We start from the raw sequence: 21938 nt of genomic DNA on the forward strand, positions 1-21938 counted from the left end.
GAAGGTCCCGTTGACCCAGCCCCGCGCCCCGCAGATCCCGGTCGTCGTCCTGGCGGGGTTCCTCGGATCCGGCAAGACGACACTGCTCAACCATCTGCTCCGCAACAGGGCGGGCAACCGGATCGGCGTCATCGTCAACGACTTCGGTTCCATCGAGATCGACGCCATGACCGTCGCGGGGCAGGTCGGTTCCACGGTTTCGCTGGGCAACGGCTGTCTGTGCTGCGCCGTCGACGCGAGCGAGCTCGACACCTATCTGGAGACGCTGACGCGGCCCGCCGCCCGGCTCGACGTGATCGTCATCGAGGCGAGCGGTCTCGCCGAGCCGCAGGAGCTCGTGCGGATGCTGCTGGCCAGTGAGAATCCGTACATCAGGTACGGGGGACTGGTCGAGGTCGTCGACGCCGCCGAGTTCCCCGCCACACGGGAGCGCCATCCCGAGATCGACCGCCACCTCGCTGTCGCCGATCTGATCGTCCTGAACAAGACCGACCGGGTCGCGGACGCCGGACTGCGTGCCCTGAAGGAGGCGGTCGGCGCGGCGGGCGGCGGGGCGGCGGTCATCTGCTCCGCCTACGGGAGGATCGACCCGGGGCTGCTCTTCGACCCGGTGCTCCGGCCGGACGAGGACGACTCCTTCCGCCAGCTGACGTTCGAGGACCTGCTCCCCGAGGCCGACCGCACACACGAGGACCACCTGCACGCGGCGTACGAGAGCGTCTCCTTCACCTCGGACGTGCCGCTCAGCCCCCGCCGCTTCATGGCGTTCCTCGACTCCAGGCCCGCGGGCCTCTACCGGATCAAGGGATTCGCCGACTTCGGCGCGGGCGACCCCGGCAACCGGTACGCCCTGCACGCCGTCGGCGGATTCCTGCGCTTCGTACCGCAGCGCTGGGCCCGCGGGGAACCGCGGCGGACCCAGCTGGTGCTGATCGGCTCCGGTATCGACGCCGACGCGCTGCACAAGGAACTCGGGGACTGCCTGGACGCCTGGCAGGACGCCACCGAGGAGCTGGAGCGCAGCATGTGGGGCGTCCTGCGGTACGTGCGGCAGCCGGACGACGACGAGGCCTGAAGCCTGTCGCCGTCCGGACCGCGTCCTACAGCGGGCCGGCGATCACCGCGACCGGGCTCGTCAGCGGCGTTCCCGAACCGTCCCGGCGCGGATCCGGGGCCGGGAGCTCGGCCGGCGCGCCGTTCTTCTGCGCCGCCCGTGCCGGGGTCCCACCCGCCCAGGCGAACACCAGGACGTCCTCCCCCTTGAGGAAGCGCTGGCAGCGCACCCCTCCGGTGGCCCTTCCCTTGCGCGGATACTGATCGAACGGGGTGAGCTTCCAGGTCCGCTCGGAGTCGTCCAGAGTGCCGTGCGACCCGGCGACCGTGAACACCGCGGCGTCGGCCGAGGGGTCGACCGCGGTGAACGAGAGGACGGCGGCACCCGCTGCGAGCTTGACGCCCGCCATGCCGCCCGCCGCGCGTCCCTGCGGACGCACCGACGCGGCCGGGAAGCGCAGCAACTGCGCGTCGGACGTGATGAAGACCAGGTCCTCCTCGCCCGTACGCAGCTGTGTGGCGCCCACGATCCGGTCACCGTCCCTCAGCGAGATGACCTCGAGCTCGTCCTTGTTGGGCGGGTAGTCGGGCACCACGCGCTTCACCACCCCCTGCAGGGTGCCGATGGCCAGTCCCGGCGACTCCTCGTCCAGCGTGGTGAGGCAGACGAGATCCTCGTCCGCCTCCAGCGTCAGGAACTCCGAGATCTGGGCGCCGCCCGACAGGTTCGGAGCGGCGTGGGTGTCCGGCAGCTGCGGCAGGTCGATCACCGAGAGCCGGAGCAGCCGGCCGGTGGACGTCACCGCACCCACGTCCCCGCGTGCGGTGGCGGGGACGGCCGAGACGATCGCGTCGTGCTTCGTGCGCTTGGCGTCCTCGGCCTGGACGACCGGCTCGGCGTTGGCCGTGCGAGCCAGGAGGCCGGTCGAGGAGAGGAGCACCTGGCAGGGGTCGTCGGCGACCTCCAGGGGCACCGAGGCGACCTGCGAACCAGCCGACTCCAGGAGCACCGTGCGCCGGTCGGTGCCGAACTTCTTGGCCACCGCGGCCAGTTCCGACGAGACCAGCTTGCGCAGCTCGGCGTCCGACTCCAGGATCGCGGTCAGCTGGGCGATCTCCTCGGTGAGCTTGTCGCGCTCGCTCTCCAGCTCGATCCTGTCGAAGCGCGTGAGCCTGCGCAGCGGGGTGTCCAGGATGTACTGGGTCTGGATCTCGCTCAGTGAGAAGCGCTCCATCAGGCGCTCCTTCGCCTGCGCCGAGTTGTCGCTGTCCCGGATGAGACGGATGACCTCGTCGATGTCGAGCAGGGCCACGAGCAGGCCCTCGACCAGGTGCAGCCGGTTGCGGCGCTTGGTCCTGCGGAACTCGCTGCGCCGGCGCACCACGTCGAAGCGGTGGTCGAGATAGACCTCCAGGAGCTCCTTGAGCCCCAGGGTGAGCGGCTGTCCGTCGACCAGAGCCACGTTGTTGATGCCGAAGGACTCCTCCATCGGCGTCAGCTTGTAGAGCTGCTCCAGCACGGCCTCCGGCACGAAGCCGTTCTTGACCTCGATCACCAGACGCAGACCGTGCGCCCGGTCGGTGAGGTCCTTGACGTCCGCGATGCCCTGGAGCTTCTTCGAGCCGACGAGGTCCTTGATCTTGGCGATCACCTTCTCCGGACCGACGGTGAAGGGCAGTTCGGTGACGACGAGACCCTTGCGGCGGGCCGTGACGTTCTCTATGGCCACCGTGGCGCGGATCTTGAACGTGCCGCGCCCGGCGGCGTAGGCGTCCTTGATGCCGCCCAGGCCGACGATCCTGCCGCCGGTGGGCAGGTCGGGGCCGGGGACGAAACGCATCAGCGTCTCGAGGTCGGCAGCGGGGTGCCGGATGAGGTGGCGGGCGGCGGCGATGACCTCGCCGAGGTTGTGCGGGGGCATGTTGGTCGCCATGCCGACCGCGATCCCGGAAGCGCCGTTGACCAGGAGGTTCGGGTAAGCCGCCGGAAGGACGACCGGCTCCTGCTCCTGGCCGTCGTAGTTCGACTGGAAGTCGACGGTGTCCTCGTCGATCGACTCCGTCATGAGTGACGTGGCGTCGGCCATCCGGCACTCGGTGTACCGCATGGCGGCCGGTGGGTCGTCGTTGCCCAGTGAGCCGAAGTTGCCGTGCCCGTCGACGAGGGGCAGGCGCATCGAGAACGGCTGTGCCATGCGCACCAGTGCGTCATAGATCGACGCGTCACCGTGCGGGTGCAGTTTGCCCATGACGTCGCCGACGACACGGGCGCACTTCACGTAGCCGCGTTCGGGACGCAGCCCCATCTCGTTCATCTGGGACACGATGCGGCGGTGCACGGGCTTCATGCCGTCGCGGGCGTCGGGAAGAGCCCTGGAGTAGATCACCGAGTACGCGTACTCGAGGAAGGAGCCCTGCATTTCGTCGACGACGTCGATGTCGAGGATCTTCTCCTCGAAGTCGTCCGGCGGCGGGGTTTTCGTGCTGCGGCGGGCCATCGCGGCTGCGACTCCTTCACAGATTCTGTCGGGCAACCTCAGGTTCTGACGCCGACCATTGTGGACCGCCGTACCGACAACGCCGACCTCGACCCGTCCGAAGCGGTCCCCGGGGCCCCCGTGGAGGCCTGTCAGGGGCAGTATCCACGACAACATTCACCCGACGGGAACTTCGCCAGGTGCCCGTGCGCTTGCTTAGAGTGGCAGGTCCGGCAGGAAAACCTGTACCGATCGAAGGGACGTACATGCCCATGGGTCACACGGCCACAGCCCAGGCCGGTTCCGGCGGCTTGACGGCGACCGAGCACCGCCTGGCCAACGGCCTGCGCGTGGTGCTCTCCGAGGACCATCTGACCCCCGTAGCCGCGGTCTGCCTCTGGTACGACGTCGGGTCCCGCCACGAGGTCGAGGGACGCACGGGCCTGGCTCACCTCTTCGAGCACCTGATGTTCCAGGGCTCGGGCCAGGTCAAGGGGAACGGGCACTTCGAGCTGGTGCAAGGGGCCGGCGGCTCCCTGAACGGCACGACCAGCTTCGAACGCACCAACTACTTCGAGACGATGCCCACCCACCAGCTGGAGCTGGCTCTGTGGCTCGAGGCCGACCGGATGGGCTCGCTGCTCGCCGCGCTCGACGAGGAGTCCATGGAGAACCAGAGGGACGTCGTCAAGAACGAGCGCCGACAGCGCTACGACAACGTCCCCTACGGCACGGCCTTCGAGAAGCTCACCGCTCTCGCCTACCCGGAGGGCCACCCGTACCACCACACGCCGATCGGCTCGATGGCCGACCTGGACGCGGCGACCCTGGAGGACGCGCAGGCGTTCTTCCGGACGTACTACGCGCCGAACAACGCGGTGCTCTCCGTGGTCGGCGACATCGACCCGGAGCAGACGCTCGCCTGGATCGAGAAGTACTTCGGCTCCATCCCGTCCCACGACGGCAAGCAGCCCCCGCGCGACGGCACGCTGCCCGGCATCATCGGCGAACAACTGCGTGAGGTCGTCAAGGAGGAGGTCCCCGCGCGTGCGCTGATGGCCGCCTACCGGCTGCCGCACGACGGCACGCGCGAGTGCGACGCCGCGGACCTGGCGCTGACCGTGCTCGGCGGCGGCGAGTCGTCCCGCCTGCACAACCGCCTGGTCCGCCGTGACCGTACGGCCGTGGCAGCGGGATTCGGGCTGCTCAGGCTGGCGGGTGCGCCCTCGCTGGGCTGGCTGGACGTCAAGACGTCCGGCGGTGTCGAGGTGCCGCAGATCGAGGCCGCGGTCGACGAGGAGCTGGCCCGCTTCGCCGAGGAGGGCCCCACGCCGGAGGAAATGGAACGCGCGCAGGCGCAGTTGGAGCGCGAGTGGCTGGACCGTCTCGGGACGGTCGCCGGCCGTGCGGACGAACTGTGCCGCTACGCCGTCCTGTTCGGTGACCCGCAGCTCGCCCTGACCGCGGTGGGCCGTGTCCTCGACGTGACGGCGGACGAGGTCAAGGCCGCCGCCCGGGCGCACCTGCGCCCGGACAACCGTGCGGTCCTGGTCTACGAGCCGGTCGAACCGGCCGACGAGACGGACGGCACCGACGCGCACGAGGGGGCCGACAAGTGACCGACGCCGCCGTGACTGGAGTAGCGATGGAGTACCACCCGCAGCCGACCGCAGGCGAGGCCAGGCCCTGGGCCTTCCCCGCGCCCGAGCGAGGCGCCCTGCCCAACGGGCTGACCGTGCTGCGCTGCCACCGCCCCGGCCAGCAGGTCGTCGCCGTGGAGATCTTCCTCGACGCACCGCTGGACGCCGAGCCCGAGGGACTGGACGGTGTGGCCACGATCATGGCGCGCGCGCTGTCCGAGGGCACGGACAAGCGCTCCGCCGAGGAGTTCGCCGCGGAGCTGGAGCGGTGCGGCGCCACGCTGGACGCCCACGCGGACCACCCCGGTCTCCGCGTCTCCCTGGAGGTCCCGGTCTCCAGGCTGACCAAGGCCCTCGGCCTGGTCGCCGAGGCCCTGCGGGCTCCGGCCTTCGCCGAGAGCGAGATCGAGCGTCTGGTGGGCAACCGCCTCGACGAGATCCCGCACGAGCAGGCCAACCCGGCGCGGCGGGCGGCCAAGCAGCTCTCCAAGGAGCTCTTCCCCGCCACGGCACGGATGTCGCGTCCGCGCCAGGGAACCGAGGAGACGGTCCGGCGGATCGACGCCACCGCCGTACGTGCCTTCTTCGACGCCCATGTCCGTCCGTCCACGGCGACGGCGGTCGTCGTCGGGGACCTCACCGAGGTGGACCTGGACGCGTTGCTCGCCGAGACCCTCGGGGACTGGTCGGGGAATGCCGGCCAGGCCCGGCCCGTGCCGCCGATCACCGCGGACGACACCGGCCGTGTGGTCGTCGTGGACCGTCCCGGAGCCGTGCAGACGCAGCTGCTGATCGGCCGGATCGGCGCCGACCGGCACGACAGCGTGTGGCCCGCGCAGGTCCTCGGCACGTACTGCCTGGGCGGCACCCTCACCTCCCGGCTGGACCGCGTGCTGCGCGAGGAGAAGGGCTACACCTACGGCGTGCGCGCCTTCGGACAGGTGCTGCGCTCGACGGCGCCCGGTTCCTCGTCCGGTTCGACCGGCGCCGCCATGCTCGCCATCAGCGGCTCCGTCGACACGGAGTCCACCGGTCCCGCGCTCGACGACCTCTGGAAGGTCCTGCGCACCCTGGCGGCCGAGGGTCTCACCGACGCCGAGCGGGAGACCGCCGTGCAGAACCTCGTGGGCGTCGCCCCGCTGAAGTACGAGACGGCGGCCTCCGTCGCCGGCACCCTGGCCGACCAGGTGGAGCAGCACCTTCCGGACGACTACCAGGCCAAGCTGTACGCCCGCCTGGCCGAGACCGGCACGGTCGAGGCGACCGCCGCCGTGGTCAACGCGTTCCCGGTCGACCGTCTGGTCACCGTCCTGGTCGGGGACGCCTCCCGGATCGCGGAGCCCGTGAGGGCGCTCGGCATCGGCGAGGTGACGGTCGTCAGCGGCTGACGAACGGGACGTGACGGACCCCGGCGCGGGCATGCGCGCCGGGGTTCTGTCTTTTGTCCGTTATGCAAAGAAGAGTGCTGTTCGTCCTGTGGGATGTGCGACAAAAGGCCCTTTCCGTTTGGTGAGGGAAAGCGGCCCGTCCTAGCGTCGGCTCGGCTGTCCGCCAGACGAATGCCGCGCCCGCGGCGACCGGACAGTCATCGCCGAGTCCCCGTCAGGCGCGAGCCTGGGGAGCCGGGGACCCACGAAGTCCCTGGGGTGAATCGGATCCCTGTGTCTCACGAGAGGGGCAGGGGGCCGTAGGAGACCTTCCTGCTCCGAACCCGTCAGCTAACCCGGTAGGCGAGAAGGAAGGAAAGGATCAGCCCCTCCATGGCGTTCATCCGTGCCACCGGGAAGCACCGTGCCCCGAGCCGCCTGACGCGCAAGAGCGCCAAGGCCGCCGGCATCGCGGCCCTGGCCACCACCGGCGTCCTCGGCGCCACGGCCTCCCCGGCCCTCGCCGCGGATTCCGAGGCCGCTGCCGCCACCGGCACCGGTCTGACGCAGACCGTCGCCCTCGACACCACTCTCGCCGCCCAGATCGACGCTCAGGCCGAGGCGCAGCAGCACCAGGCGGACGTCGCCGCGAAGGCGAAGGCCGAAGCGAAGGCCAGGGCGGAGGCGAAGGCGGAGGCGAAGCGCAAGGCCGAGGCCCGCGCCGCGGAGGCCCGTGAGGAGAAGGCGCGTGCCGCCCGCGCCGCCGAGCGTGCCCGGCTGAACTCCTTCCACCTCCCGGTCGCCGGCTCGCACGTGACCACCGGCTACCAGTCCGGCGGCGCGCTCTGGTCCTCCGGCAGCCACTCCGGCGTGGACTTCCAGGCGGCGTCCGGCTCCTCCGTCGTCGCGGTCGGCGCCGGCACGGTCGTCGAGGCGGGCTGGGGCGGCGCCTACGGCAACAACATCGTGCTCCGGATGAACGACGGCACGTACACCCAGTACGGCCACCTCTCCTCGATCGGCGTCTCCGTCGGCCAGAGCGTCGGCTCGGGCGAGCAGATAGGTCTCTCCGGTTCGACCGGCAACTCCACCGGGCCGCACCTGCACTTCGAGGCCCGGACCACCCCCGAGTACGGATCGGACATGGACCCGGTCGCCTACCTCCGCGCCCACGGCGTCCAGGTCTGATCCCCGCCACCCCACGAGAACGCTCCTCCGAAGGCCCCGGCATCCGCCGGGGCCTTCGCCGTGTCCGGAGGGGAGTATGCGCCGCAGCTCTCGCCGAAGTGCTCAACAGGCCAAAAGATATCCATGGTTTACACCCCGCCATCGGAAATTCCCGCCGGTTGCAATAGAGTCACGGAACAGGCGTCGATCGGCCGCGTTTCGCGGGGATTAAGGCGGAGGTTCGGACATGCGCATTCCCGCGCATTCGGTATGCACGGCAATCCGTGACGACATCGTCTCGGGCGTCTTCGGACGAGGCAGCCGCCTCACCGAGGAGGTGCTCGCGCGACGCTACGGCGTCTCCCGCGTCCCCGTGCGCGAGGCGCTGCGCACCCTGGAGTCCGAGGGGTTCGTCGTCACCCGCCGGCACGCCGGTGCCTGTGTCGCCGAACCGACGGAGCAGGAGGCCGCCGACCTCCTGGAGATCCGGATGCTCCTGGAGCCCCTGGGGGCCGCCCGCGCGGCGCAGCGCCGCACGGAGGCTCACCTCAAGGTGCTCCGCGGCCTGGTCAGGCTGGGGCAGGAGCGGGTGCGCCGGGGTGAGGGGGAGGATCTGCGCTCCCTTGGCGGCTGGTTCCACGAGACGCTGGCGCAGGCTTCGGACAGCCCCGCGCTCATCGCGCTGCTCACCCAGCTCCGGCACAAGATCGCGTGGATGTACGCCGTCGAGCAGCCGGCCCGCCCCGCGGACTCCTGGGCGGAGCACGGCGCTCTCGTCGACGCCGTCGCGCGCCGCGACCCGGAGCGGGCGAGGGCGCTCGCCACCCTGCACGCCGAGCGGGCCACCGCCGCCCACCGGCTGCGGCGCGCGGACCGGCCGGGTCAGGCGGCGGGCGCGACGCGGGTGAGGACTTCGCAACCTCCCGTAAACATCGGGGGAGTGCGCCATTAACAATCGCGCCGTATACAAAGAGGGTGTTTATCGGAGGGCGTGTTTTCTGCTGCCCTGAATTCGTTTTCCGGGTCCCGCCGGCTCCCGTCCGGAAAACAGAAAAGCCGCGGCTCCCGATGGGGAGGCCGCGGCATTTCCGCAGAGAGTGATCCAGCTCGCGGCGGCCGGACTCAGACGGTCTCCGGGAGCTCCTCGAGCCCCTCGGCGACCAGCTTCGCCAGACGGTCCAGAGCGGCCTCGGCGTTGTCGGCCTCGGACGCCAGCACGATCTCCTCGCCGCCCTGGGCGCCCAGGCCGAGCACCGCGAGCATGGAGGCCGCGTTCACCGGGTTGCCGTCCGCCTTGGCGATCGTCACCGGGACGCCGGAGGCCGTGGCTGCCCGGACGAAGATGGAAGCGGGGCGGGCGTGCAGGCCCTCGGCCCAACCGACGTTGACGCGGCGCTCAGCCATGGTTCTGCCCTTCACGTATCAATGGGTTGTCTAGACCAGTCTCTCATGTGCTGCGCACTGCTGTGCCCGGCATCGGCGCGGGCCGCTCGCCGCCCACCGCCTCCCTCAGCGTGCCTTCGCCGCCATCCCGCCGCGACCGGTGCGACGAGCCGTAGGCTTTGCCCATGGAGCCCACTCCGGAGCAGAGTCCGCATCACGCGTACCCCGACCACTGGGAGGCGGACGTGGTGCTCCGCGACGGTGGCACCGCACGCGTCAGGCCCATCACCACGGACGACGCCGAGCGGCTGGTCAGCTTCTACGAGCAGGTGTCCGACGAATCGAAGTACTACCGCTTCTTCGCCCCGTATCCGCGTCTCTCCGCCCGGGACGTGCACCGCTTCACCCATCACGACTACGTCGACCGGGTGGGGCTCGCCGTCACGATCGGCGGCGAGTTCATCGCCACCGTCCGCTTCGACCGGATCAACGGACAGGGCCGGCCCGCCTCCGCCCCCGCGGACGAGGCCGAGGTCGCCTTCCTCGTCCAGGACGCGCACCAGGGCCGAGGCGTGGCGTCGGCCCTGCTCGAACACATCGCGGCGGTGGCCAGGGAGCGGGGCATCCGCCGCTTCGCCGCCGAGGTGCTGCCCGCCAACAACAAGATGATCAAGGTGTTCCGGGACGCCGGGTTCACCCAGCAGCGCAGCTTCGAGGACGGCTCCGTCCACCTCACCCTCGACCTGGAACCCACGGCCGAGTCCCTCGCCGTCCAGCGCGCCCGCGAACAGCGGGCCGAGGCACGTTCCGTCCAGCGCCTGCTCGCCCCCGGGTCCGTCGCGGTCATCGGCGTCGGCCGGGAGCCCGGCGGCGTGGGCCGGACCGTGCTGCGCAATCTCCTCGGCTCGGGTTTCACCGGGCGCGTCCACGCGGTGAACACGTCCTTCGCCGCCGACCAGGGCACCGTCGACGGGGTGCCCGCGCACCGCTCCGTGGGCGGGATCGGCGAGCAGGTCGACCTCGCGGTCGTCGCGGCCCCCGCCGAACGCGTGCCCGAGGCCGTCGCAGACTGCGGCGAGCACGGGGTCCAGGGTCTGGTCGTCCTCTCCGCCGGATACGCCGAGCGGGGTGCCGAAGGCCGGGAGCGCCAGCGGGAGCTGGTCCGGCAGGCCCGCTCGTACGGCATGCGGATCATCGGACCCAACGCCTTCGGCATCATCAACACCTCCGGCGCGGTCCGCCTCAACGCCTCGCTCGCCCCCGAGTCGCCCCAGGCCGGGCGCATCGGGCTCTTCACCCAGTCCGGCGCCATCGGGATCGCCCTCCTGTCCGGCCTCCACCGCAGGGGCGCAGGGCTGTCGGCCTTCATCTCCGCGGGAAACCGGGCCGACGTCTCCGGCAACGACTTCCTTCAGTACTGGTTCGAGGACCAGGACACCGACGTCGCCCTGCTGTACCTCGAATCGCTCGGCAATCCCCGCAAGTTCACCCGGCTCGCCCGCCGGACGGCCGCCGTGAAGCCCGTGGTCGTGGTGAAGGGCGCCCGCCACAGCGGAACCAATCCGCCGGGCCACGCCGTGCCCGTCAGCCGTATCCCCGATGCGACGGTCTCCGCCCTGATGCGCCAGGCGGGCGTGATCCGCGTCGACACCGTGACGGAGATGGTCGACGTCGGCCTGCTCCTCGCCGGCCAGCCCCTTCCGGACGGCCCCCGGGTGGCGATCCTCGGCAACTCGGAGTCGCTCGGTCTCCTCACCTACGACGCCTGCCTGGCGGAGGGGCTGCGCCCGCGCCCGCCCCGCGACCTCACCACGGAGGCGAGCCCGCAGGACTTCCGGGACGCACTGGCCCAGGCGCTCGCCGACCGGACGTGTGACGCCGTGATCGTGACCGCGATCCCCTGGGTGGGGGAGAACGGCGAGGCGGAGACCGGCGAGGGCGAGGTCCTGGCGGCCGCGCTGCGTGAGGCGGCGGCCACCGGCCCCGCCAAGCCGGTGGCGGTGGTGCACGTGGAGATGGGCGGACTGGCGCAGGCCCTCGCCGCCGCGACGAGCACGGCCACCCCGCCCGCGCACCGGCCCGCCGCCCCCGTGGCCGCCCCGGGGCAGGAGCCGCCGCCGTCCGCCCCACCCCCGTCCGGCGCGCCGGGCGCGGGTGCGGACCGGGCCGTCGCCCCGGCCGGGCCCGTGCCCGGAAGCACCGGTCGCCCCGGTCCCTCCGCCGGGCGGATCCCCGCCTACCCCGCGGCCGAGCGAGCCGTCCGCGCCCTCGCCGAAGCGGTGAAGTACGCGCAGTGGCGGCGCCAGGCGGCCGCCCCCGGCAAGGTGCCCGAATTCCTCGACGACACCATCGACGAGCACGGGACGGCGGGGCTGATCGGGACGCTGCTCGGCCCGGACCCCGACCCACGGGGCCGCCCGCTCACCCACGACGAGGCCGGTGAGCTGCTCTCCCGCTACGGCGTCACCGTACGGCCGGCGCTCCCCGCGCCCGATCCGGACGCCGCCGTCCGCGCCGCGGCGGAGCTCGGCTACCCGGTGGCCCTCAAGACCACCGCACCCCATCTGCGGCATCGCGCCGACCTCGGCGGTGTCCGGCTCGACCTCGCCAACGAGAGCGCCCTGCGCCGGTCGTACGACGAACTGACCGATCTGCTCGGCACGCCCGCCGAACTCCGTCCCGTCGTCCAGGCCATGGCACCCAGGGGTGTCGACACCGTCGTCAGGGCGTCCATCGACGCCGCCGCCGGTGCCGTTCTCTCCTTCGGTCTGGCCGGCGCCCCCTCGGAACTGCTGGGCGACACGGCCCACCGGCTCGTGCCCGCCACCGATCGCGACGCCGCCGAACTGATCCGTTCCATCAAGGCGGCTCCGGTGCTGTTCGGCTGGCGCGGCTCCGCGCCGGCGGACACCGCGGCGCTCGAAGAGCTGCTCCTGCGGGTGTCACGGCTGGTCGACGACCATCCCGAGGTGGTCTCGGTCGCCCTGGAACCCGTCGTCGTGGCGACGCAGGGCCTCACGGTGCTCGGAGCGAGTGTCCGGCTGGCCCCGCCGCCCGCCCGCAGCGACCTCGGCCCGCGCCGGCTCCCCGTCTACTGACGGGCCCCACGGACCGGAGCACGACGTCCCCGGCAGCCACCGGCCCCCCGTAGGATGGTCCTCATGGCAAAGACCGGTACGACGACCCAGGGGCTGCGCGCGGCGATCGAGCGCAGCGGCTACTACCCGGCCCTCGTGGCCGAGGCGGTGGAGGCCGCTGTCGGCGGGGAGCCGGTCGCTTCGTACCTGGTGCACCAGGAGACCACCTTCGACTCCAACGAGGTCCGCCGCCACGTCACGGTCCTCGTCCTGACGGACACGCGCTTCATCGTCAGCCACACCGACGAGCAGGCCGCCGACACGAGCTCGCCGACGCCGTACGCCACGACGTCCACGGAGTCCGTCAAGCTCGACCGGATCTCTTCCGTCGTGGTCAGCCGTGTGGTCGCCAATCCGGAGAAGTACGTGCCCGGCACGCTGCCCCGCGAGGTCGTACTGACCATCGGCTGGGGTGCCGTCTCCCGTATCGACCTCGAGCCGGCGGCCTGCGGCGACCCCAACTGCGAGGCCGACCACGGCTACACCGGCAGCTCCACCGCCGACGACCTGAGCCTGCGCGTCAGCGAGGCCGGCGACGGCCCCGACACGGTGCGCCAGACCCTCGTCTTCGCCCAGTCCCTCTCCGAGGCCACGGCCGCCACCGCGGCGACCGCCCGCTGATGGTCCAGCCCGCCTGGCAGGACCCCGTCCTGCTCGCTCCCGAGACCGCGCCCGTACCGGAGTACGGCAGCGGATCGCTCGCCGACCTGCTGCCGACCCTCGTCGCGGGGCAGGGCGTACCCGGCTTCGAGGCGGCGATCCCGGAGCTCACGCCCGCCGACCGGAACTGCGTCTTCCTGATCGACGGGCTCGGCTGGGAGCAGATCAAGGCCCACCCGGACGAGGCGCCCTTCCTGTACTCGCTGCTCCCCACCTCCCGCGGCGGCACCGGCCGGCCGGTCACGTCGGGCTTCCCGTCCACCACGGCGACCTCGCTCGCCTCGGTCGGCACGGGCCTCGCGCCGGGTGAACACGGCCTCCCCGGTTACACGGTGCGCAATCCGGACACGGGTGCGCTGATGAACCAGCTGCGCTGGAAGCCGTGGACCGACCTCAAGGCCTGGCAGCCGTACCCCACCGTCTTCAAGCTCGCCGACGCCGCCGGCGTACGCACGGCCCAGGTCTCCGCCCCGGACTTCGAGCAGACACCCCTGACCAAGGTCGCGCTCAGTGGCGGTTCCTTCCTCGGCCGGCTCACCGGCGAGGACCGGATGGACCTCGCCGCCGAGCGGCTCGCCGCCGGTGACAGGTCCCTCGTCTACACGTACTACAGCGAGGTCGACGGCCAGGGACACCGTTTCGGCGTCGATTCCGACGCCTGGCGGGGCCAGCTGATGTACGTCGACGGGCTCGCCCGGCGCCTCGCCGAGCAGCTGCCGCCCCGGTCGGCGCTGTACATCACCGCCGACCACGGCATGATCGACATCCCGTTCGACGAGCAGTCCCGGATCGACTTCGACGAGGACTGGGAGCTGAGCGCCGGGGTCGCCCTGCTGGGCGGTGAGGGCCGTGCCCGCCATGTGTACGCGGTGCCCGGGGCCCAGGCCGACGTGCTGACCGTCTGGCGCGAGGTGCTCGGCGAGCAGTTCTGGGTGGCGAGCCGGGACGAGGCCGTCGCGGCGGGCTGGTTCGGCCCGCGCATCGACGAGCGGGTGTACGGCAGGATCGGCGACGTGGTGGCGGCAGCTCACGACGACGTGGTGATCACCGCCTCGGCCAAGGAGCCGCACGAGTCCGCCATGGTGGGGATGCACGGATCGCTGACCTCCGTGGAACAGCTGGTCCCGCTCCTCGAAGTACGTTCGTAGTCCCCGCTTCCCCACCGCACACCGAAAGGCGCCCCTCTTCTCATGCCCGAGCTCGTGTTCTTCTCCGGGACGATGGATTGCGGGAAGAGCACACTTGCTCTCCAGCGGATCCACAATCGGTCCGCAAGGGGTCTACAGGGCGTGATCTTCACGCGCGACGACCGGGCGGGAGAGGGAAAGCTCTCCTCCCGGCTCGGTCTCGTGACGGACGCTGTCGAGGCGGCGCCCGGGATGGATCTGTACGCCTATGTCGTGGGTCGAATGACGCAGGGCGACAGGGTCGACTACCTGATCGTGGACGAGGCGCAGTTCCTGGCGTCGGAGCAGGTCGACCAGTTGGCGCGGGTCGTGGACGACCTGAATCTCGACGTTTTCGCCTTCGGTATCACGACCGACTTCCGGGCCAGGCTCTTTCCGGGCTCGCAGCGGCTGATCGAGTTGGCGGACCGGATAGAGGCGCTCCAGGTGGAGGCGATGTGCTGGTGCGGGGCGCGCGCCACGCACAACGCCCGCACGGTGGGTGGTGAGATGGTGGTGGAAGGTGAGCAGGTCGTCGTCGGTGATGTGAACGGCCCTGCCGCAGAGGTCGGGTACGAGGTGCTGTGCCGGCGTCACCACCGCCGTCGCATGACGAGCGCCGCTGCGCATGCCGGCATCCTCTCTCCGGACGTCCTGCCGGTCGCCCCGGCCTGAGGCCCGGACCCCGTCACACCGGTCCTGCCGGAGTGGGACGGCGGGACGATTCGTCCGTTCGTGAGGGGCCGGGTACGCGACCGTGAATCATCGACGATGAGCTGCCGGCGCTGATGGTGGTCGAGGGGGGAGCAGGTCGTGGTCGGCGATGTCGACCGGCCTGCTGCGGACATCGGCTACGAGGTCCTGTGCCGGCGTCGCCACCGCCGCCGCACGACGAGCGCCGCGGCACACGCGGGTGCGGGTGCACTGTCGCCGGACGTGCTGCCGGTCTCCTCCGGGTGGCTCCCGGCCGGAGCGGCAGCGACGCCGGCGGTGCGGTTCACGGACGGGCGGTTCCGCACCCGCCGTACGCGTGGTGAGCGCCGTGCGGGTCCAGGACGGCGGCGGTGCGGTGACTACGCGACGTTACCGACGCCGGGGTCGCTGCGGGAACTCCCGTTACTGGCCATGAGCTGCGGATAGCGCGTCCACAGTTCCTTGGACAGGGTGCCCCGGCCGCTTATACCCAGCTTCTTGTACGCGCGGGTCAGATGCTGCTCGACCGTGCTGACGGTGATGAACAGCCTGCTGCTGATCTGCCGGTTGGTGTGGTCGAGTGCCGCGAGCTGCGCGACCCGCTGCTCCGCCTCGCTGAGAACCGTTGCGTCGTGTGCCTCCGTCTGCTTGGCGCTGGGCACCGCGGCCCGTTCGGCGCGTGTGACCGCCGAGCCCCGGGCCGGGGCGGGGACGGACTGGGCCTGCACCTGACCGACGCCGACAGCCTGCGCCGGAATGCCCCGGGCGGACAGCTTCTGCTGCTCGGCCAGGCCCCGTTGCTCAGGCAGCCAGTGCTGGTCGGTGTGTCTGCCACCCCGGGGGACGGTGCCGGTCCGCAGCGCCTTGTCGGCCATGCGGACCGTCCTGTCCAACTCCAGCTGGTCGCCCAGGGACTGGAAGCACTCGGCCGCCCTGCCGAACAGAGCGGAGCGCTCGGCGGGCGGGCTCGCCTGCGCGAGTACGCGTAAGGCGAGACCGCTGCCGTAGGGGTCGTGGTCGGTGGACAGATCGATCTGCTGTTTCGCCAGGTCGCGGGCCATCGCGGTGTTGCCGAGGTGCAGGTTCGCCTCCGCGAGGTCGCTGCGCCAAGGCACCAGGGAGGCCGCCGTCGCGTCCCACTTCCGCACCAGCTGCTGGCACTTCTGGAACTGGCTGACCGCGGCGAGCGGTCGTTTCGTCGCCAGGTAGAAGTGGCCGCACGCGCGTAGATAGCCGAGCCCGCCGACCGTTTCCAGCATCGCCTCGGGCACGGGGCGGCGCAGCACCTTGGCCGCCTCGTCGTACGAGCCCCGGGCGATGTCCGCAAGCAGCAGGACGGTGAGCGGCTGCGCGATCGAGACGCCCCAGTTGTGCTCCCCGAGCATGTCGAGGGACGCGCGGGCCCGCTCGGCCGCGGCGGCCACTTCGCCCCGTTGCAGCAGGATGCTGGCCCTGAGGCCGTCGAGCATCGCGTGCCAGGTCACGGCGCCGCGCTGGTCGGCCTCCCTGATGAGCTGCCGGCACCAGCGCTCGGCGCGCTCGCTGTTGCCACTGCGTGCCAGTGCCATGATGGCCATGGCGAGAGCCTCCAGCGAGGTGTCACTGAGACGGCAGTTCTGCAGTATCCGCTCGGCGCTGGCATCGGTGGTCCTGTCCCCGCCACGGCGCCAGATCTGCATGAGCCCGGCCGCGGTGCGGTCCCACAGTGCGGAACCGGCGTGGGTCCCGGAGTCGCCGCGCTCCGCCTTGCCGACGACCGGGCCGAAGTGCCACTGGTACGCGAGGTGCAGCTCCGCCTCGGTCTGCGGGTCGATGGACGTCGGCAGGGCGCTCAACACCTGGTGGGTGCGGACGAAGGTCTTCCGGTCGCCGTGCCACAGGGCGTGCCGCATCAGCGCGAAGCAACCGGGCCCGTCCAGTGTCCCCTCGTACGCGGCCTCGCGCAGCGAGGAGCCGTACGCCGAGACGGCCGAGGGGTTGACCCGCCAGGTGTTGTGTACGAGCGACTGGCGGATGGCCCGCTGTTCGTCCTCGTCCGTCGAGCCGGAGAGCGCCAACTCCAGGCACTGGGTGGCGAACTGGACGTCGTCGCTGAGCATGGCCTGTCCCGCGGCATGGCGCAGGACGGGGATCGCCCACGCCGCGGGCGTCTCACCCGCGGCGACGAGGTGTGACGCCACCTCGTTCGGCGTGGCGGCGTTCCAGTACTTCAGCTCTGCGGCCTTGCTGTGCAGTGTCGAGCGGGCCCCGGGTGCGAGGCTGCCGAGGATCGCCGCCCTGGTGCTGGGGTGCTGGACCTTTCCCCTGACGAGCAGTCCGGCGAGGTCGAGCGCGTCCATCATGCCCTGGACCGCGTCGGGGTCGATCCCGGTGAGCTTGGCCACCATCTCGGTGCCGCCGTAGTCGCCGAGCACAGCCACGGCGGAAGCCGTTTCCAGGAGCTTGATGTCGGGCCGGTCGAGGAACGCGTGCACGGCGCGGGCGTATGCCGGGCCCACCGCCGGGCGGCCGTCGCGTTCGCCGGCGAGGTAGTCGTCGATGAGTGCGGTGGTGAGCAGGGGATTGCCCCCGCCCAGTGCGTGGAGCTGCGCCGGGAGGTCGTGACTGGGCGCACCGTCCAGCGACTCGCTCAGCGCGGAGCCGATGGCCCGCCTGGACATGGGCTGCAACTGGACGAAGTGGAAGTGCGGCTGGCGCGCGAAGCGTGCGCTGAGCCGCATGTTCGCGGTCTGGGGGAGCCAGTCCGGCTGACTGAGGATCACCATCATCCTGGTGAACCTGATTCTCAGCTGGAGCTGCAGGATCAGCTTCAGTGACAGGTCGTCGGCGTAGTGAAGATCGTCGACCGTGATGACGAGCGGGCGTTCACGCGCGAGGCCCAGGAACGCGTCGCAGAAACCGCGTGGGATTCGGGTGTCCGCCTGCGTATATCTCGAAACCGCAGTCCAGTCGCTATTCCGCTCGAAAGCCGACTGCGTCGAGGGAACCGTACCGAGACCACTGGGTATGTCGATGGGCAAAGGTGAATTGGCCAGGAGCTGATCGAGTACAGCGGCATTGATTTCTTGCTCGTCCGGTGCGGCAGTCGCACTCAGCGTCAGGGCGCCCGCACCAGCGGCGTTGTGGAGAAGTTCGCTCTGCAGTGTCGTCTTACCGCTGCCGACTCCACCGCTTATGACAACCAGGCGCCCAGCTCCGGCTGCGCTGGCTTCGAAACTCTTCCACAAAAACGATCCTGCGCCCTCTGGTTCAAGCAGTCGTCTTCGACCGTCGAAGGGTCTCATGTACACCTACCCCCGTACATGCATTGAACGATGGATCACGAATTTTAATGTTTCGTGACCTTCAATCACGCAGGTACGGTACCAGACCGACTGCCGCTGTGGTGCTCCAGTTGGGAGATGATTCGGATGGGGTGCGAGGGGTTGTACCCGAGGCATGTGACGCACTGTGAGGCCGCGTCCTTCCAGGTGCCGGGACGTCGAACGGCCACGGCGGGAAGCCGCGGATTCGGGATAAGCGGAAGGCGGCGCAGGCGGGCTTCCCGCAGTTAATCCGCTGTTCCGGAAAGGGGAAGCTCGTGTATGTGGAGGGGCCGGCAGAAGCGGCGCGACGGGTGACGGGCGTCAGGGCACACGGACGTGAGGGCGGCGGCCGGCGGAAGGGGCCGGGGCGCGGCCTGCCGCACGGCCGCGGGGGATCGGCCGGGAGGAAGCCGCGCCCCGGCCGGTCAGTGGTGGGCGACGAGCGCGTAGTGCAGCTGCACATCTTGAACGGTGCCCCGCCCGCCGCCGTGGACCGCCGGGAAGCGCGCCGCCCGTCCGGGGCTTGTCACCGCACACGCCCCGCGGTCGCCCGGTCACCGGGGTGCGGCCGGGCGCGCGCCGGCGACGGAGCGTGTGCGCGGACACCGCGGCCGGGCCGGCGCGAGTGACGCGGTTCAGTCCTGCGTGGCCGTCATGTGGCCTGCTGTTCGCTTCCCCGTTGCGTCATGTCGGCGGCCACCGCGGCGATGATGTCGTCGAGAGTGCGTCGCGGACGGAATCCGATGCGCTCCCTCGCCTTGGTGCAGTCGGGGATGCGCCGTTGCATGTCCTCGAAGCCGGGCCCGTACGCCTGCTCGTAGGGGACCTTGACCACCTGACTGCTCGACCCCGTCGCCTCGATGACCTTGTGCGCCAGCGACATGATGCTGATCTGTTCGGAGTTGCCGAGGTTGTAGACCGTGCCGTGGGTGTCCGCGTCCTCGAGGAGCGTGACGAGTGCGGGGACGATGTCGTGGACGTGGCAGAAGCACCGCACCTGCTGGCCGTCGCCGAAGACGGTGATCGGGTCGCCGGCGAGGGCCTGTCCCACGAAGCGGGGAACCACCATGCCGTACTGCCCGCTCTGCCGGGGCCCCACCGTGTTGAACAGCCGGACGATCACCGTGCTCACGCCGTACTCCACGCCGTAGAGATAGGCGAGCGTCTCGTCCAGCGCCTTCGCCTCGGCGTACGACCAGCGGTTCTTGAGCGGAGAACCGAGCACACGGTCGGCGTCCTCGGCGAGGCCGTCGGCGGTGTTCTTCCCGTAGATCTCGCTGGTCGAGGCGACCAGGATCGGGACTCCGTGCGCGCGTGCCGTCTCCAGCACCGTCTCGGTGCCGTGGAGGTTGGTGCGCAGACAGTCCAGCGTGTTGCCGAGGATGGTGAACACACCCACCGCCGCGGCCAGATGGTAGATCGCGTCGACGCCCTCCATGCAGCTCTCGACCGTCTCCCGGTCGCAGACGGAGCCCCGGACGACTCGCAGCAGCCCCGGGTGGCCGGAGAACGGCGCGAGGTTGCGGTCGCTCCCGGTGCTGAAGTCGTCCAGGACGACGACCTCGTGTCCCAGGCCCAGCAGGTGCTCGGTGAGGTGTGAGCCGATGAAGCCCGCACCTCCGGTGATCAGGCAGCGCAAGAGGGGGTCCTTTCCCGGACGGTCAGCGCGGTGCGGGACCGGGGTCGAAACGGTAGGTGGCGTCGACGGTCATGGGGCACTCCATGACCCAGGCGTAGTCGTGGTCCGGCTGCACCGTGTGCAGGAGGGCCACATCCCAGTCGGACCCCTCCGGGTGCACGGCGCTCTCCATGACGGTGCCGTCTGCGAGCGCGACGCGTTGGATCAACGGGTCGTAGTAGTCGACCTTGGCGCCGCGCTGTGTGAACAACTCGATGATCTCCAGCGCGGGCGAGGAGCGCACGTCCTGCACACCGGGCTTGTAGCCCACGCCGACGACGAGGATCCTGCTGCCGGCCATTCCCCTGCCGTTGTCGGACAGGACGCCCTGGACACGTTCCACGACCCTCCGGGGCCGCTCGGCGATCGCGTTCATCGCCTGCCGCACCAGCGGTGCCGCGGTGCGCGTCTCGCGCAACTGCCACAGCAGGTAGTGCGGATCGCAGGGAATGCAGTGTCCGCCCACGCCGGGCCCCGGATGGAAGGGCATGAAGCCGTACGGCTTGGTGCTCGCCGCGTCGATGACCTCCATCGGGTCGAGCGTGAGGTCCGCGCAGATGTCGGCGAACTCGTTCGCGAGGGCTATGTTGACCGCCCGGAAGGTGTTCTCGTACAGCTTGGTCATCTCCGCGACCTCGGGCGATCCCACCCGGTGGGCCCTCAGGGCCAGCACCTCGATCACACGGGCGGCCATCTCGGTGCACCGCGGCGTGACCCCGCCGAGCACCCTCGGGGTCTCCTGCTGCGTGTGGCGGACGTTGCCGGGGTCGATGCGCTCGGGGCTGGAGGCGACGAAGACGTCGGTACCGACGGTGAGTCCACGGTCGGTCAGCGGCTCGACCAGCATGGTGGCCGTCGTCCCGATGAAGCTCGTCGAAGTGAGGATGAAGGTCTGGCCGGCGCGTGCGTACTGCACCAGCTTCTCGCAGGCGTCGCTCAGCGGCCCGAGGTCGGGCAGCAGACGGCTGTCGACCGGGGTGGGCACGCAGACCATGACGGCGTCCGCCTCGGCCAGCCTGGCGACATCGGTCGTGAGCTCGAAAGTGTCCTGGCCCAAAGACGTGGCGAGGCGCTCGCGGTCCGGTTCGATCAGGTCGACATTCTGATTCCTGATCGCTTCGAGACGATGGGGATCGTGGTCGATACCGAGGACTGTGATTCCGTCCGCGTGCAACCCGAGTGCGGTCGGCAGTCCCACATATCCCATGCCGATTACTGCGACAGAAGAAAGCCGCGCTGAGCTGAATGGGACGTCCCCTGCGGTAAGCAGCTTCGCCATTATCTACTCGACTTCGTTGGCCGGAATGTTTTGATGGGTGATCTTACGAGCTGCGGCATGTCGCTTCCTACCCCTATCCGCCCCTACTGGCCCCGGCTGTCGGGCCTGGTCATCGCACGGTCCTGATCAACTCGAAGGCCTCCGCGAACTCCACCGTGACCTGGGACCCCCGGTACTCGGCGAGCGCCCTCACACCCCGCTCGCTGCGCGGGCTCGGCCAGTTCTCCACCTCTTGTCCGTACTCCCGCAGCGCCTCGATCTTGCGCTCGAGGTGGGAGGCGTCCAGCGTCTCCCAGCAATTGGGAGCGAACGTCGGCAGGCCCGAGGCCTCTCCGCAGTCGGTAGCCGACCGCGTCTCGAAGCAGCGGATCTCACGGACCCCTGACCTGCCAGGACGGCCGGCGATACGAACAGCCCTGCTCACGAGCTGGTGGTCCATGCTCAGGTCGCTCATGCTTGTCGTGAACACGGTGTCAGGGCCGAAGTCCCGCACCTCGCGCTCCACAATGCGGTTCAGCTCGAGCTGGCTCTCGGCGTCGAGCCTGTTGTCACCGAACTCCCGGATACTCAGCCGCTCGATTCCGAGAATCTTCGCCGCCTTCTCGATCGCGGAAACGCGATTTGTGACACCCTGCCCCAGCTGGGACCGCGAGCCGTCGTCGTTCGTCAGGACCAGCAGGCTGACCTGCACTCCCGCCTCGGTCAGCTTCGCTGTCGTCCCTCCGGCGCCGAGCGTCTCGTCATCGCCGTGTGCGACCACTATCAGTAGTTTGCCGGGCATTCTGTCCATCGGGATCCCTGCCTTCGACGGCAGCCCGGTGGGCCGCCCACTGGAAAGGCACGAATGTGCCAGCGCCCGAGATGGAGGGGCAACCCCTATCGGCCGGGCCGCGACGGGCGAAGTCGCTTCGTGCTGCACGGGGCCCGCGGAAT

The 21938-nt window shown here is 70.5% G+C and carries 15 protein-coding genes and 1 riboswitch; of the genes, 9 read left to right on the forward strand and 6 right to left on the reverse strand.

The features are described from left to right. Positions 1-10 precede the first annotated feature (10 nt). Positions 11-1075, forward strand: a complete 1065-nt coding sequence (locus OO67_RS31540; RefSeq protein WP_033305222.1) for a CobW family GTP-binding protein — start codon at positions 11-13, stop codon at positions 1073-1075. Between the two features lie 25 nt (positions 1076-1100). On the opposite strand, the gene OO67_RS31545 is transcribed toward OO67_RS31540, so the two are convergent. Beyond that, entirely contained in the window at positions 1101-3551 is a 2451-nt protein-coding gene (locus tag OO67_RS31545) for a DNA gyrase/topoisomerase IV subunit A (RefSeq protein WP_033305223.1), read from the reverse strand. A gap of 245 nt (positions 3552-3796) precedes the next feature. Between OO67_RS31545 and OO67_RS31550 the strand changes: the two genes are divergently transcribed. From OO67_RS31550 to OO67_RS31565, 4 genes are all read left to right on the forward strand, one after another. Beyond that, the gene (locus tag OO67_RS31550) at positions 3797-5149 is read left to right on the forward strand and encodes a M16 family metallopeptidase (RefSeq protein WP_033305224.1); all 1353 of its coding nucleotides are present in this window, start codon (positions 3797-3799) and stop codon (positions 5147-5149) included. 26 nt (positions 5150-5175) lie between these two features. Then, a complete protein-coding gene (locus OO67_RS31555) occupies positions 5176-6558 on the forward strand; it encodes a M16 family metallopeptidase (RefSeq protein WP_033305225.1) in 1383 nt (460 codons plus the stop codon). Between the two features lie 191 nt (positions 6559-6749). Next, positions 6750-6917, forward strand: a riboswitch (cyclic di-AMP (ydaO/yuaA leader). 13 nt (positions 6918-6930) lie between these two features. Beyond that, positions 6931-7725 (forward strand): M23 family metallopeptidase, encoded by a 795-nt coding sequence (locus OO67_RS31560; protein WP_033305226.1) that lies wholly within the window; start codon positions 6931-6933, stop codon positions 7723-7725. A 226-nt stretch (positions 7726-7951) separates the two neighbouring features. Continuing rightward, positions 7952-8656, forward strand: coding sequence for a GntR family transcriptional regulator (locus tag OO67_RS31565; RefSeq protein ID WP_033305227.1), 705 nt, complete (start codon positions 7952-7954; stop codon positions 8654-8656). 170 nt (positions 8657-8826) lie between these two features. Here the strand turns inward: OO67_RS31565 and OO67_RS31570 are convergent, their stop codons facing one another. Continuing rightward, positions 8827-9108 carry an HPr family phosphocarrier protein gene (locus OO67_RS31570; protein WP_018520603.1) on the reverse strand — a complete coding sequence of 94 codons (282 nt, stop codon included), beginning with the start codon at positions 9106-9108 and terminating at the stop codon, positions 8827-8829. A 164-nt stretch (positions 9109-9272) separates the two neighbouring features. On the opposite strand from OO67_RS31570, the gene OO67_RS31575 reads away from it, so the two are divergent. The 4 genes from OO67_RS31575 to OO67_RS31590 all read left to right on the forward strand — a co-directional run bounded on the left by OO67_RS31575 (position 9273) and on the right by OO67_RS31590 (position 14725). Continuing rightward, positions 9273-12185: a bifunctional acetate--CoA ligase family protein/GNAT family N-acetyltransferase gene (locus OO67_RS31575; protein ID WP_033305228.1), complete on the forward strand. Its 2913-nt coding sequence runs from the start codon at positions 9273-9275 to the stop codon at positions 12183-12185. A gap of 63 nt (positions 12186-12248) precedes the next feature. After that, the gene (locus tag OO67_RS31580) at positions 12249-12845 is read left to right on the forward strand and encodes a DUF5998 family protein (protein WP_033305249.1); all 597 of its coding nucleotides are present in this window, start codon (positions 12249-12251) and stop codon (positions 12843-12845) included. Further along, entirely contained in the window at positions 12845-14032 is a 1188-nt protein-coding gene (locus tag OO67_RS31585; RefSeq protein WP_033305229.1) for an alkaline phosphatase family protein, read from the forward strand. Before OO67_RS31580 ends, OO67_RS31585 begins: the two co-directional genes overlap by 1 nt. A 42-nt stretch (positions 14033-14074) precedes the next feature. Further along, a complete protein-coding gene (locus tag OO67_RS31590) occupies positions 14075-14725 on the forward strand; it encodes a thymidine kinase (protein ID WP_033305230.1) in 651 nt (216 codons plus the stop codon). 398 nt (positions 14726-15123) lie between these two features. On the opposite strand, the gene OO67_RS31595 is transcribed toward OO67_RS31590, so the two are convergent. From OO67_RS31595 to OO67_RS31610, 4 genes are all read right to left on the reverse strand, one after another. After that, positions 15124-18027 carry a helix-turn-helix transcriptional regulator gene (locus OO67_RS31595; RefSeq protein WP_033305231.1) on the reverse strand — a complete coding sequence of 968 codons (2904 nt, stop codon included), beginning with the start codon at positions 18025-18027 and terminating at the stop codon, positions 15124-15126. A 673-nt stretch (positions 18028-18700) separates the two neighbouring features. Beyond that, entirely contained in the window at positions 18701-19687 is a 987-nt protein-coding gene (locus OO67_RS31600) for an NAD-dependent epimerase/dehydratase family protein (RefSeq protein WP_033305232.1), read from the reverse strand. Between the two features lie 22 nt (positions 19688-19709). Further along, positions 19710-21005 (reverse strand): nucleotide sugar dehydrogenase, encoded by a 1296-nt coding sequence (locus OO67_RS31605; protein WP_051710059.1) that lies wholly within the window; start codon positions 21003-21005, stop codon positions 19710-19712. A gap of 109 nt (positions 21006-21114) precedes the next feature. Next, positions 21115-21795, reverse strand: a complete 681-nt coding sequence (locus OO67_RS31610; RefSeq protein WP_244300373.1) for a PIG-L deacetylase family protein — start codon at positions 21793-21795, stop codon at positions 21115-21117. Positions 21796-21938 lie beyond the last annotated feature (143 nt).

This window comes from Streptomyces atroolivaceus, assembly GCF_000717025.1.
Classification (GTDB): Bacteria; Actinomycetota; Actinomycetes; order Streptomycetales; family Streptomycetaceae; genus Streptomyces; species Streptomyces atroolivaceus.